16 protein-coding genes are annotated in these 13,468 nt (G+C 33.1%); 13 read left to right on the top strand and 3 right to left on the bottom strand.

All coding sequences use genetic code 11. The features are described 5' to 3' along the window. Nucleotides 1-2 precede the first annotated feature (2 nt). From P0R33_RS09330 to P0R33_RS09305, 6 genes are all read left to right on the top strand, one after another. Nucleotides 3-767 carry an alpha/beta fold hydrolase gene (locus tag P0R33_RS09330; protein WP_276175175.1) on the top strand — a complete coding sequence of 255 codons (765 nt, stop codon included), beginning with the start codon at nucleotides 3-5 and terminating at the stop codon, nucleotides 765-767. 54 nt (nucleotides 768-821) lie between these two features. Further along, on the top strand, nucleotides 822-1,166 hold the full coding sequence (locus tag P0R33_RS09325; RefSeq protein WP_276175174.1) for a phage holin family protein: 345 nt from the start codon (nucleotides 822-824) through the stop codon (nucleotides 1,164-1,166). Nucleotides 1,167-1,279: 113 nt separating this feature from the next. Continuing rightward, entirely contained in the window at nucleotides 1,280-2,602 is a 1,323-nt protein-coding gene (locus P0R33_RS09320; protein ID WP_276175173.1) for a trigger factor, read from the top strand. A 288-nt stretch (nucleotides 2,603-2,890) separates the two neighbouring features. Further along, nucleotides 2,891-3,565, top strand: coding sequence for an ATP-dependent Clp endopeptidase proteolytic subunit ClpP (gene clpP / locus P0R33_RS09315; protein ID WP_276175172.1), 675 nt, complete (start codon nucleotides 2,891-2,893; stop codon nucleotides 3,563-3,565). Nucleotides 3,566-3,734: 169 nt separating this feature from the next. Next, on the top strand, nucleotides 3,735-4,967 hold the full coding sequence (clpX, locus tag P0R33_RS09310; RefSeq protein WP_276175171.1) for an ATP-dependent Clp protease ATP-binding subunit ClpX: 1,233 nt from the start codon (nucleotides 3,735-3,737) through the stop codon (nucleotides 4,965-4,967). A gap of 108 nt (nucleotides 4,968-5,075) precedes the next feature. Then, the gene (locus P0R33_RS09305; protein WP_276175170.1) at nucleotides 5,076-5,711 is read left to right on the top strand and encodes a murein L,D-transpeptidase catalytic domain-containing protein; all 636 of its coding nucleotides are present in this window, start codon (nucleotides 5,076-5,078) and stop codon (nucleotides 5,709-5,711) included. Between the two features lie 140 nt (nucleotides 5,712-5,851). Here P0R33_RS09305 and P0R33_RS09300 read toward each other — a convergent pair whose 3' ends face one another. Further along, complete coding sequence (locus P0R33_RS09300) at nucleotides 5,852-6,817, bottom strand: helix-turn-helix domain-containing protein (protein WP_276175169.1); 966 nt, start codon at nucleotides 6,815-6,817, stop codon at nucleotides 5,852-5,854. A gap of 141 nt (nucleotides 6,818-6,958) precedes the next feature. Between P0R33_RS09300 and P0R33_RS09295 the strand changes: the two genes are divergently transcribed. The 7 genes from P0R33_RS09295 to serB all read left to right on the top strand — a co-directional run bounded on the left by P0R33_RS09295 (nucleotide 6,959) and on the right by serB (nucleotide 11,123). Beyond that, nucleotides 6,959-7,369, top strand: coding sequence for a VOC family protein (locus P0R33_RS09295; RefSeq protein WP_276175168.1), 411 nt, complete (start codon nucleotides 6,959-6,961; stop codon nucleotides 7,367-7,369). 14 nt (nucleotides 7,370-7,383) lie between these two features. Beyond that, complete coding sequence (locus tag P0R33_RS09290; protein WP_276175167.1) at nucleotides 7,384-7,788, top strand: SRPBCC domain-containing protein; 405 nt, start codon at nucleotides 7,384-7,386, stop codon at nucleotides 7,786-7,788. Between the two features lie 33 nt (nucleotides 7,789-7,821). Continuing rightward, a complete protein-coding gene (locus tag P0R33_RS09285; protein WP_276175166.1) occupies nucleotides 7,822-8,226 on the top strand; it encodes an SRPBCC family protein in 405 nt (134 codons plus the stop codon). Nucleotides 8,227-8,343: 117 nt separating this feature from the next. Then, nucleotides 8,344-8,754 (top strand): VOC family protein, encoded by a 411-nt coding sequence (locus tag P0R33_RS09280; protein ID WP_276175165.1) that lies wholly within the window; start codon nucleotides 8,344-8,346, stop codon nucleotides 8,752-8,754. A gap of 1 nt (nucleotide 8,755) precedes the next feature. After that, nucleotides 8,756-9,193, top strand: a complete 438-nt coding sequence (locus tag P0R33_RS09275; protein WP_276175164.1) for an SRPBCC domain-containing protein — start codon at nucleotides 8,756-8,758, stop codon at nucleotides 9,191-9,193. A gap of 106 nt (nucleotides 9,194-9,299) precedes the next feature. Further along, a complete protein-coding gene (locus P0R33_RS09270; RefSeq protein WP_276175163.1) occupies nucleotides 9,300-9,740 on the top strand; it encodes a VOC family protein in 441 nt (146 codons plus the stop codon). 153 nt (nucleotides 9,741-9,893) lie between these two features. Beyond that, complete coding sequence (gene serB / locus P0R33_RS09265; protein ID WP_184157770.1) at nucleotides 9,894-11,123, top strand: phosphoserine phosphatase SerB; 1,230 nt, start codon at nucleotides 9,894-9,896, stop codon at nucleotides 11,121-11,123. Nucleotides 11,124-11,585: 462 nt separating this feature from the next. On the opposite strand, the gene P0R33_RS09260 is transcribed toward serB, so the two are convergent. Then, entirely contained in the window at nucleotides 11,586-11,828 is a 243-nt protein-coding gene (locus P0R33_RS09260) for a redox-active disulfide protein 2 (protein ID WP_229354462.1), read from the bottom strand. Between the two features lie 21 nt (nucleotides 11,829-11,849). After that, complete coding sequence (locus tag P0R33_RS09255; RefSeq protein WP_276175162.1) at nucleotides 11,850-13,361, bottom strand: GH3 auxin-responsive promoter family protein; 1,512 nt, start codon at nucleotides 13,359-13,361, stop codon at nucleotides 11,850-11,852. Between the last annotated feature and the right edge of the window lie 107 nt (nucleotides 13,362-13,468).

Genomic DNA, 13,468 nt, shown 5'->3' with positions numbered 1-13,468 from the left:
ATATGCTTTACTCAAAAATAGAAGGCGAAGGAAAACCATTTATCATCATGCATGGATTTCTTGGAATGTCTGACAACTGGAAAACTTTAGCAGGTCAATATGTAGAAGCTGGGTTTCAGGTTCATATTTTAGATTTAAGAAATCACGGTCGCAGTTTTCATTCTGATGAATGGAGTTATGAAGCAATGGTTCAGGATGTTTACGAATATTGTCAAGCTAATAATTTAACTAGAATTGATATTCTCGGTCATTCGATGGGCGGAAAAGTAGCGATGCTTTTCGCAACAACTCATTCTGAAATCGTAGATAAATTGATTGTGGCAGATATTGGTCCGAAATTCTACAAACAACATCATCAAGATATTCTGGCTGGATTAAATGCAGTTGATTTTTCAGGAAAACCAAGCAGAAATGATGTCGAAGAAATTGTTTCGCAATATGTTTCTGATTTTGGAACACGTCAGTTTTTATTGAAAAATCTATATTGGAAAGAGCCAGGGCAATTGGCTTTCAGATTTAATCTTGAAGTTTTCAATAACAATCTTGATGCAATTGGAAAACCTTTGCCTGAAGGTTTAGTTTTTGATAAATCTACATTATTTATTCGTGGAGGAAATTCGGGTTACATTCAAGATTCTGATTTGGATGAAATTCGTAAGCATTTTCCAAATTTTAAATTAGAAACAATTCCAAACGCGGGGCATTGGCTTCATGCCGAAAACCCAAAAATGTTTTTCGAGCTGACAACAGAGTTTTTAAAAGAATAATCAAATTTGATAAAAATTTTAGTATTTTTAAATAAATTTTAAACCTGAAAAACCATGAAATTATTACTTAGACTCCTTGTTACTGCGGCCCTTGTTTTATTGTTGTCTAATATTTTAACTGGAGTGCATGTTGCAAGTTTTGGTACAGCTGTAATTGTTGCAGTAGTTTTAGGATTGCTGAATGTTTTTATAAAACCAATTTTAGTATTGCTGACTTTACCGGTTACTTTCGTAACGCTTGGATTATTTTTATTAGTAATCAATGCTATAATTATTTTATTATGCACTAAAATTGTTGGAGGTTTTGAGGTCAATTCTTTCTGGACAGCATTGATTTTTAGTGTTATTTTGTCGATTCTGCAATCTATCACTTATAAAATACTGGGAGACGATAAATAAGACAAATCGAGCAGATTAAAACTGCTTCAAATACAATAAATTAAAAACTTGGTTGGGTTGCAAAAATTTTATAATTTTGCAACCCAATTTTATTATGTAAATTAAAGAAGAAGATGGATATTAAAAGAGTAGCAATAGACGCTGTTAACGAGACAATTGTATTGAACGTTGTTCATATGGATTATAAAGGTCAAGTAGCAAAAAGAATTAACGAAAAAATGCCTTTAGCGCAAGTAAAAGGATTTAGAAAAGGCGCTGTGCCTAAAGATCTTGTTGAAAAACAATACGGAAAAGGTATTAAACAAGAAGAGATTAAAAAAGTAGTTGATTTGGCTTTAGAGCGTTATATTCAATCTGAAAGATTAAATCTTTTAGGAACTCCTCTTGCAAAAGTAAACGAAGATTTTAACTGGGATGCTGAAGAATTAACTTTCGAATACGAAATTGGTTTAGTGCCAAACTTCGAAATTGATCTTGAAGCTAAAAATAATATCGTAAAATATATCGTTACTGCTGACGATAAATTAATCGACGGACAAGTTGAGCGTATCCAAAAACAATTTGGTAAAGCAATTCCGCAAGAAGTATCTGATGCGAAATCTGATTTAACTGGAACTTTCTCAAACGAAGCAAACGGAATCAATAATACAACTACAATCTCTGTAGATGCATTCAGCAAAAAAGCTCAAAAACAATTCGCAGGTAAAAAAGTTGGAGATGTTGTTACAGTAAGCACAAAAGGTTTATTTGAAGACGATCACCAATTAATGGATTACTTAAAAGTAGGTCACGAAGGTGTTCACGGTTTAGATGTTGAAGTTAACTTTACTATCGAAGCTATCAACGGATCTGAGCCAGCAGAATTAAACCAAGAATTATTTGACAAACTTTTTGGTGAAGGAAAAGTAGCTTCTTTAGAAGATTTAAAAGCTAAAATTAAAGAAGATGCTGAAGCTCAATTCGCACAACAAGCAGACCAAAAATTATTATTAGATGTTCAAGATTTCTTAATCGAAAACACAAAATTCGATTTACCAGCTGAATTCTTGAAAAAATGGTTGCAAACTGTTGGAGAGAAAAAATTAACTGCAGAAGAAGCTGAAGTTGAATACGCAAGATCTGAAAAAGGTTTACGTTTCCAACTAATCGAAGGAAAAGCATTAGCGCAAAGCAATATCCAAATTACATTTGAAGATTTGAAAGAGTTTACTTCAAACGCTATCAGACAACAAATGGCTCAATTTGGTCAAACAAATCCAACTGACGAAGAAGTTCAAGGAATCGTGGCTAGAGTTTTATCTAACCAAGACGAAGTGAAAAGACTTTCTGAGCAAGTTGTAGCAGCTAAAATGTTAGATATCTTCAAAGAAAAAGCTAACCCAACTACTAAAGAGGTTACTTACGAAGAATTTATTGCTGCTTCTTACGGAGAATAAATTCAGTCTAAAAGGCGAAATTTATAAAGTCAAAATTTAAGATTTTATTACAGAAACCGAAAGATAAAAAAAGTTATATTTGAGCGTCAAAAGTTTTTTTGACGCTCTTTTTTTTTGTTTTATATTTTAAGTTTCACGTTATTTATATAACTTGAAATTAAATTAACTTGAAACCTGAAACAAAATAAAAAGTAGACAAATTGGCATCCTTTATAAAAAGGTATGAACTTTGTTTAATTCGTTTAAGTCACTTGTTGACTTTAGACTTTTCAACTTTAAACTAAAAATATGAACTACGGTAAAGAATTCAAAAATTTTGCTACAAAGCACCACGGAGTAAATAGCTTATATTATGATAAAATCATCAGCGCAATGACGCCGACGAATTTAACTCCAAATATAATTGAAGAACGTCAATTAAATGTTTCAATCTTAGACGTTTTCTCAAGATTAATGATGGACAGGATTATCTTTTTAGGAACAGGTATCGATGACCAAATTGCAAATGTTGTACAAGCGCAATTATTGTTCTTAGAAAGTGCTGATGCATCAAAAGATATCCAGATTTATTTAAATTCTCCTGGAGGAAGCGTTTATGCTGGTTTAGGGATTTACGATACAATGCAATACATTAAACCAGATGTTGCTACAATTTGTACAGGAATGGCAGCTTCAATGGGTGCCGTTTTATTATGTGCAGGAGCAGCAGGAAAACGTTCTGCTCTACCACATTCTCGTGTAATGATTCACCAACCATCTGGAGGAGCACAAGGAGTTGCAACAGATATGGAAATCAACTTACGTGAAATGTTGAAACTAAAAGACGAGTTGTACCATATTATTTCACAACATTCTGGCCAGTCTTTCGAAAGAGTTCACAAAGACAGTGAGCGTGATTACTGGATGATTGCTGACGAAGCAAAAGAATACGGAATGATTGATGAAGTATTGAGAAGAAGCTAAAAATTAGTTTCAGGTTTCAGGTTTCAAGTTGCTTTGGCGAATCTGAAACCTGAAACTTTAAACTTGAAAAAAAAATAAATATTAAGCTGTAAAGAAGTTAAGTTTTTAAGTTTTAGATTAAAAAGCTTAGAAACTTAGTATCTTTGCAGCTTAGTAACTTAAATAAAGAATGGCAAAAGTAGTATTAGAATGTTCGTTTTGTGGAAGAAAGAAGCCAGAAACTAATTTATTAATTGCAGGTATCAATGCCCACATTTGTGATAAGTGTATTGAACAGGCGCACGGAATTGTTTTAGAAGAATTAAAATCTAGCGGAAGCACAAAATTAGTTGGTGACTTAATTTTAAAGAAACCAAAAGAAATTAGGGCTTTTCTAGATCAATATGTTATTGGTCAGGATCAGACTAAAAAAGTGATGTCGGTTGCGGTTTACAATCATTACAAACGTTTAATGCAACAGCAATTAGACGATGAAGTTGAGATTGAAAAAAGTAACATTATCATGGTAGGTCAAACGGGAACTGGTAAAACATTGGTTGCAAAAACTATTGCCAAAATGTTAGACGTTCCATTGGCTATTGTTGATGCAACGGTATTAACAGAAGCGGGTTACGTTGGCGAAGATGTTGAAAGTATTTTAACTCGTTTGCTTCAAGCGGCAGATTATGATGTTGCTAAAGCAGAAAGAGGAATCGTATTTATTGACGAAATCGATAAAATTGCTCGTAAAAGCGATAATCCATCAATTACGCGTGACGTTTCTGGAGAAGGTGTTCAACAAGCTTTATTAAAATTATTAGAAGGAACAGTTGTAAACGTACCGCCAAAAGGAGGACGTAAACACCCAGACCAGAAATTTGTTGAGGTTAATACTCAGAATATCTTATTTATTGCAGGAGGTGCTTTTGATGGAGTTGAGCGTATTATTTCTAAACGTTTAAATCGTCAGGCAGTTGGTTATTCAACTTCTAAAAATGTTGATAATATTGACAAAGACAATTTGTTGCAATATATCATTCCAAAAGATATTAAAGATTTTGGATTGATTCCAGAGATTATTGGTCGTTTGCCAGTTTTGACGCACATGGATCCTTTGGATAAAGAAACACTTCGTGCCATTTTAACACAACCTAAAAATGCTTTAATTAAACAGTATCAAAAGTTATTTTTGATGGATGATGTTGAATTTACGATTACAGACGAAGCTTTAGATTTTATTGTAGATAAAGCTTTAGAATACAAATTAGGAGCTCGTGGATTACGTTCTTTATGCGAAGCAATCTTAACAGATGCGATGTACGAATTGCCAACTTCAGATGATACAAGTTTGTCAATTGATAAAGAATACGCAGAACATACTTTGAGTAAAAACTTATTGAAGCGTATGGAAATTGCTTCTTAAAGTTTGAAAAATATATTTTAAAACCTGCTCATTTTGAGCAGGTTTTTTTTTATACTTTTTGAGTTCAATTTTCGTTTAACTTTTTGTGTAAATTTAAACATGAAAAAAATGTTTTTTATAATTTATCTTTCTCTGATTTTTTCTTGTAATAAGGGAAATAAAGAAGTTATTGTTACTCAAAATGAAAAAGAAATAGTTTCAACAGCAGATTCTCGAGTAGAAATAAATTACAATGAATACTATAAAGAAGCACAACAATATTGTAAGACAAATAATCTCAATCAGAATCAATTTATTTTAATTGATTTAGGTTTGCATTCTGGTTACAAGAGATTCTTTGTTTACGATTTTAAAAAGAAAGTGGTTTCTAAATCTTATATGGTAAGTCACGGCTGCGGCGATAATCAATGGGGAAGAACTTCATCAAAAGAAAAACCACAGATTAGTAACGAATTTGATTCGCATTGTTCGTCACTAGGGAAATATGTGATTTTAGACCGCGGTGTAAGTCAGTGGGGAATAAAAGTCAATTATATTTTGCAGGGAAAAGACAAAACAAATTCAAATGCAAGAAGTCGTGCAATCGTTTTGCATTCTTGGGATGCAATTCCAAATAATGAAGTTTTTCCTGAAGGAACACCAGAAGGCTGGGGTTGTCCGGCGGTTTCAAATGAAGCAATGAAAGAAATTGACGAATTACTGAAAACCAACAAAAAAATGCTGATGTGGGTTATTAAATCCTAAGTTTTTTGGTGTTTTGAAAATGATCTTTCTATAATAGCCCTGATCGAAACGGCATCCTTTTGCTCTGGTGTTCAGAGCAAAAGATATAGTGTAGAGCAGGACAGAAGGTCTTTTGAAAACGAAATTTCTGCTCGTGAAAATTATTGAACCCTAAATTTTTCTCTGTATTCAATTGGTTTCATTCCGACCATTTTATAAAATACTTTTCTAAAAGCTTTTGGATCATTATAACCTGTTTTTTCGATAATTTCTGAAATCGAAAGTTGTGTTTGTTCCAAATATTTCTTTGAACTTTCAACTCGTATATTTTGCAGATATTCGATTGGAGGAATTCCTGTCACTTGTTTAAAACGTCGTGTCATGTTTCTGGCGCTTGTCGGAATGTCTTTGGTGATTTCTTCGAGCTTTTCTATAGAATGATATTGGCTTTCAATTTTTTGCTGCAACATGGCAACCAAAGAATCATTATGCAAATGATTCGGTCTAAAAGTGCTGAAATAGCTTTGTTTGTAGCGATTCAAATCAATCGAAAATATTTTGGCAATTTTGACAGCCATTTCGTTTCCGCAGAATTTTTGAACCAAAAGAATTAATAAATGAAAAGTTGAGGTCGATCCGCCGCTGGTGTATAAACTTCCATCGGCTGTTAAGGTTTCTTCAGCTTTTAATTTTACCATCGGAAAAGCTTTCGTAAAAGCACTGCAAGCGTCGACATGCGTTGTGGCTAATTTTTCGTTCAATAAACCAGAAGCAGCAAACAAAAATGCTCCCGTACAGAAACTTGCCAATTCGGCTCCGTTTTGATGCTGTTTTTGAAGCCAAGGAATGAAGTTTCGATTCTTCTTTATCATTTCGCTCATATTATCAGTCGTAAAAGCTGGAATCAAAATCAGATCTAAAACAATATTTGAAGTTTCAATTTCGTTAGAACTATAACCAAAAATATTTCCTTGATCCGATTGTTCTTTAGATTGAAAAATCATGATTTCGAATGGTTTTTCGATTCCCGAAGTCAATTTATTGGTCGTTTCGAATACTTCTAAAATAGCCGCAATACTTAATAATTTATAGTCGTGAGGCACGATTAATCCTAATTTCTTGCTCATGATTTTGATTGTTTTTGAAATTTCACATCAAAACAAAAATAATCATTTTGTCTCAAATGCCCCTAAAAATGACTTTTATTGTCGTTTTAAACTAATCTTAAAAAATTAAATTTGTTTTAATTAATTCGTAATTTTATAAAGATGAAAACAAAAATCTTCTTAAATCTTGCTGTAAAAGATTTAAACAAAGCAGTATCATTTTATAATGGACTTGGTTTTTCGACCAATCCAAAATTCACAAACGATAAGGGAGCTTGTATAGTTATTGACGAAAATATATTTGTGATGATTTTGGTAGAAGAGTTTTATCAGACTTTTACAAATAAAAAGATTTGCGATTCTGCAACAACTAGCGAAGTTCTTATTTCGATTTCTCTGGATTCTCGCGAACAAGTTGATGAAATGCTTGATAAAGCTGTTAAGGCTGGTGGAGCAGATTATATTCCTGCAAAGGATTATGGATGGATGTATCAAAGAACTTTTCTTGATTTAGATGGACATCATTGGGAAGTTTTTTATATGGATGAAAGCCAGATTCCTCAGGATATGTAAATTAAGCTAAAGACATGATAAAAGTTCAAAACAATATAAATGCTTCAATAGAAAAAGTTTGGAAATTGTGGACATTGCCTGAACATATTATGAATTGGAATAATGCTTCTCAGGATTGGCATACTCCATATGTCGAAAATGATTTGAAAGTAGGGAGTAAATTTAAATTTACTATGGCTCTTAAAGACGGCAGTGATAGTTTTGACTTTGAAGGTATTTATACTAAAATAGAAAAGTTTTCACTAATAGAATATAAGCTTTTTGACGATAGAACTGCAAGTGTACGTTTTGAAAGTGACAATGATGTAGTAAGAATTACAGAATCATTTGAGCCAACAACACCAGAAAACGCAGATATGGAAAAACAATTTTGTTCTGCAATTATTCAAAATTTTAAAAACTACGTCGAATCATTTTAAGAAATAAATTTTATAAACATAAAAACAAGAATAATGATAACAATAAAAAGTACTGTAAAAGCTTCATTAGATAAAGTTTGGAATTTCTGGAATACGCCTGAACATATTACAAAATGGAGTTTTGCTTCTCCAGATTGGCATACGCCTTATGCAGAAGCTGATTTAAGAGAAGGAGGAAAATTCAAATCGACTATGGCGGCGAAAGACGGCAGCATGAGTTTTGATTTTGAAGGCGAATTTACTTTGGTAAAGCCAAATGAAGCACTTTCATACGTTATGGCAGACGGAAGAAAGGTTGAAATTACTTTTAATGAAACTGCAGAGGGAGTTGAAATAATTGAAAGTTTCGATCCAGAATCGCAAAATCCAGAAGAAATGCAACGTGAAGGCTGGCAAGCAATTTTGGATAATTTTAAAAATTACGTAGAGAATAATTAAGGTTCAACGTTGCAAAGTGACAAAGTTTCAAAGATTAAAAACTTAAAATAGCTTACATTACTTATATGGTTTAAAAAAGAAAAAAATAAATATCTAACCCAACAAAAAAAACAAAAAATGACAAAGCAAATATGGTTGAATCTTCCTGTAAAGGATGTAGCAAAAGCGAAAGATTTTTTCTGGAAAATTGGTTTTTCGTTTAATGAACAGCACGACACGCCAAGTTCGACGTGTATGGTTGTAGGTGAAGGGCATTTTGTAGTAATGCTTTTTGAAGAAATGCTTTTTTCAAGCTTTTCACAAAACAGTATAACAGATACGAAGTCAAGTTCTGAAGTGCTGATTTCGATAGATGCAGAAAGCAGAGAAGAAGTAGACGAATTAGCAGAAAAAGTCAAAGAAGCCGGCGGAACTGTTTTTGCTCCTCCTGCCGAAAGTCAAGGTTGGATGTACGGCTGCGGTTTTGCCGATTTAGATGGTCATCGTTGGAATGTTTTATTTATGGACTTTAGTAAATTACCAAGTTAAAATGGAAAAATTAGTATTTAATATAGATATAAAAGCTTCTAAAGAAAAAATTTGGAAGGTTTTATGGGATGACGAAACGTACAGAAAATGGACAAGTGCATTTTGTGAAGGAAGTTATGTGGAAACGAGCTGGAACGAAGGAGATAAAATCTATTTTTTAGGCCCAACTGGAGAAGGAATGAATAGTATTATTGAAACTAAAATTCCAAATGAATATATGGCATTTAAGCATGTTGGCGAAATCAAAGATTTTAAAGAAGTTCCGCCTACAGAAGAAACCTTGAAATGGGTAGGAGCAATGGAAACTTACAGATTGACTCAAAAAGGTGATGTCGTAGATCTTCAGGCAGAAGTAGATGTAATTGAAAAACATATCGATTATTTTAAAGAAGCTTTTCCAAAAGGGCTGGAAAAAATAAAGGAATTATCTGAGGAATAGAATAAAGAATAAAGAATAAAGAATAAAGAATAAAGAATAAAGATTTTCTGTTTTAAGACAATTACAAGACATTAACAATTTATAATCAACAATTAACAATTAAAAAATGGCAGCAATTAATCCTTATTTAATGTTTAACGGAACTTGCGAAGAAGCATTTTTGTTTTACAAATCAGTTTTTGGCGGAGATTTTCCATACATTGGAAAATATAAAGATGCACCAGCAGAAGAAGGAGAAGTACTTTCTGAGGAAGCTCTAAACCGAATTATGCATGTTTCGCTTCCAATTGGAAATACTATTTTAATGGGAAGTGACAGTCACCCAAGATACGGAGACGTAGGTTTTGGAGATAACTTTTCTATTTCTGTCAATACAGAAAGCAGAGAAGAAGCAGATAAAATCTTTAGTGGACTTTCGGCTGGAGGACACATAGAAATGGCGATGGATGACACTTTCTGGGGATCTTATTTCGGAATGTTTAAAGATAAATTCGGAGTAAACTGGATGGTAAGTTTTGATAAAAACCCGCCAGCAGGAGAGTTTTAAAGTTACGTTATTTTAATACTAAAGCATAATTGTTAAATTACTCAAAAAAGCACATGTAAATGTGCTTTTTCGTTTTAAAAAAACAATGATTATTCTTTTTTATCAACAAGAGATTGCCGATTTTTGTCGCTTCATAAAATCAAGAAAGATAAAATGGCAGCAGAAGATAAAGAGATAATTTTATTAAAAGTTTCTGGACACGATAAAATTGGGGTTACGGCAGGTTTAACAGCTGTTTTGGCAGCTTACGACGCTAATATCTTAGATATTGGTCAAGCCGATATTCACGACACACTTTCTTTAGGAATTTTATTCGAAATTGAAGCAGGATCTTCTTCTGCACCTGTTTTAAAAGATCTTTTGTTTAAAGCTTACGAATTAGAAATCAAAGTAAAATTTATTCCGATCTCTATCGAAGATTACGAAAAGTGGGTAAAATCACAATCTAAACAGCGCTACATCATCAATATTTTGGGCGAAAAACTGGCGGCTTCTCAATTGTCAGCAGTAACTCAAATAATGTCAGATCAAAACTTAAATATCGATTCGATTATTCGTTTAACAGGAAGAACTTCTGTTGTCGAAAAAGAAGAATATCCGCGTTCTTGTATTCAATTGTCTGTAACGGGCGAAATTGTAAACAAGATTATTATGACAGCAAGTTTTATGGAAATTTCCAGAACGCTTAATGTTGACATTTCTTTCCAAGAAGATAATATTTACAGAAGAAACCGCCGTCTGGTTTGCTTCGATATGGATTCAACTTTAATCCAAACCGAAGTAATCGATGAATTGGCAGAACTAAATGGAGTAGGAGATCAAGTTCGTGCAATTACAGAATCTGCGATGAACGGTGAAATTGATTTCAACGAAAGTTTCAAAAAACGTATGGCTTTGTTGGAAGGTTTAAGCGAAGAAGTTTTGCAAAATGTTGCGATTAATTTACCAATTACGCAAGGCGCACATCGTCTAATGAAAGCCTTGAAATATTACGGTTATAAAACCGCAATTCTTTCTGGAGGATTTACTTATTTTGGAGAATACTTGCAAAAAGAACTCGGAATAGATTACGTTCACGCCAATCAATTAGAAATAAAAGACGGAAAACTAACTGGTAAATATATCGGAGATATTGTAGACGGTCAGAAAAAAGCAGAATACTTAAAAGCAATTGCCGAAAAAGAAGGAATTCATATCAATCAGACAATCGCAGTTGGTGACGGAGCAAACGATTTGCCAATGCTAAATCTAGCAGGTCTTGGAATCGCCTTTCACGCAAAACCAAAAGTAAAAGAAAGCGCTTCAACGTCTATCTCAAGTTTAGGACTTGATGGTGTTTTATATCTTTTAGGTTACCATGACAGATATATTGATATGATGTAATACAATTGTCACCCTGAGCGAAGTCGAAGGATTCAACAGAATATTGTCATTTCGACGAAGGAGAAATCTCCGCAAGAAACTCGACAATTAAAATAAAAACAAAAACCTCAGTCTTTCAATTAAGAGCTGAGGTTTTTTTATTTGGGCATGTCCCGCCAGAAAAAGGCGGGCCGGGCTATCCGTTGCAATCTTTTTGTCCGCCGCGGCGTACAAAAAGGATTTCCACTTCTATCCCTCATGCGGGCTTAGTGGAATTATCGGTTTTTAAAGTCCTGTAAAATTTATATTGTGATTTGAATTGCCTCCTGCTTTAGCTGGAGGAAAATTGATTGAAATTGATTTTCGGCTTTAGCCAAATTAACAATCAAAGTGAATTTTGGCTAAAGCCAATAACAATTCTATTTTGAACCACTAGCTAAAGCTAGTGGCAATTGAAGAGTTAATAGAATAAATTTTATATTCTTATTTTCTCGATTCCAATTCTTTTTTAATCTCCTTTAAATTACTAATATTCAAAAATAGAATAGGTAACAAAGCAATCGGAACAACATTCATAGCACTAAAACCTTTGTTGAAAACAATGAAAATATTAAGAGCAAAAAGCATAAATAACACGACAGCAAAAATAGTATTAACTGTTTTCAATGTTTTTTGGTTTTTAATGAGTTCTTCCGTACTCATATCGCTGAATTTTGTATTCTTCATGTTTCTATTAAATATAATTGTTTAACACATTTCCTTCAATTGCTCCAAATAATCCCTCTGATTTGAAAGTCTCGGAATCTTATGCTGTCCGCCCAACTTGTCTCTTTCTTTCAGCCAATCATAAAATAAATTCTCACGCGCAACATTAATCACCAAAGGATTTAAAGTCATATTGTTGTAGCGTTTTGCTTCGTAATCTGAATTTAAAGTTTGCAAAGTTTCATCCAAAACTTTTTGGAAAAGACCAACATCGGCAGGATGTTTCTTAAATTCAATCATCCATTCGTGTGCACCTTTTTCTTTGTCTTGCATAAAAATTGGGGCAACCGTGTAATCAATGACTTCTGTCTGAGTTACCTGACATGCTTTTGCAATCGCCTGATCGGTATTTTCTACCATTAATTCCTCTCCAAAAACATTAATATGATGTTTGGTTCTTCCTGTGACTCTAATTCGATATGGATTTAAAGACGTAAAACGAACCGTATCACCAATTAAATAACGCCATAAACCAGAATTGGTTGTAATAACAATGGCATAGTTTTTATTCAGTTCAACATCTGCCAAACGAACCACTTTTTGATCAGGAGTTCCAAAAGTATCCATCGGAATAAATTCGTAGAAGATTCCGTAATCCAGCATCAGCAATAAATCACTAGAATAATTTAAATCCTGAATGGCGAAAAAACCTTCAGAAGCATTGTAGATTTCGTAATATTTAAAATCTGAACTTGGCAGAATTTTTTTGTATTGTTCTTTGTACGGAGAAAAACTCACGCCACCATGAAAATAAACTTCAAGATTTGGCCAAAGTTCCAGTAAGTTTTGTTTGCCAGTATTTTCTAAAACTTTATTCATTAAAACCAGCATCCAAGAAGGAACACCAGCAAAACTTGTTACATTTTCATTTTTAGTTTCATTAATAATGGCAGCAATTTTAGTTTCCCATTCGCTCATTAACGAAGTTTTACTGCTAGGCGTACTGCTAAATTCGGCCCAAATGGGCATATTTTCAATCAAAATTGCCGATAAATCTCCGAAGAAAGTATTGTTGTTTTCGTAAATCTGAGAACTTCCGCCCAAGCGAAGACTTTTTCCTAAAAACAATTCAGAATCTTCATTGTTGTTTAAATAAAGACATAATAAATCTTTACTTCCTTTATAATGGCAATCTTCTAAGGCTTCGTTACTTACAGGAATAAATTTGCTTTTTGCATTGGTTGTACCGCTCGATTTTGCAAACCACTTAATTGGAGTTTCCCAGAAAACGTTTTGTTCGCCCAAACGCGTGCGTTCAATTAGCGGTTGTAATTCTTCGTAAGTCGAGATTGGAACTCTTTCTGAGAATGTCTGATAAGAGTTGATGCTAGCAAAATCATATTGTTTACCAATAATCGTATTTTCTGATGCCGTCAATAAGTTGTGCAATAATTCTTCCTGAACTTCATTTGGGTATTTTAAAAAAAGCTCTATTTGATGAATTCTCTGTTTAAGAACCCAAGAGGCAAACGAATTGATTATAGATAAAGGCATGAATTTGGTTTTTAGTTAACTGATTTTAGGTTTTAAGTTACGCAATTAACGTAAAAACAGAAAACTTAAAATTTGAATATCGAGAGACAAATAGTAACTTTGTCTTC

Origin of the sequence: Flavobacterium sp. YJ01 (genome assembly GCF_029320955.1) — a bacterium.
GTDB lineage: Bacteria > Bacteroidota > Bacteroidia > Flavobacteriales > Flavobacteriaceae > Flavobacterium.
The sequence above is the reverse complement of the archived record's forward strand: the minus strand, read 5'-3'. Positions and strand labels throughout refer to the sequence as shown.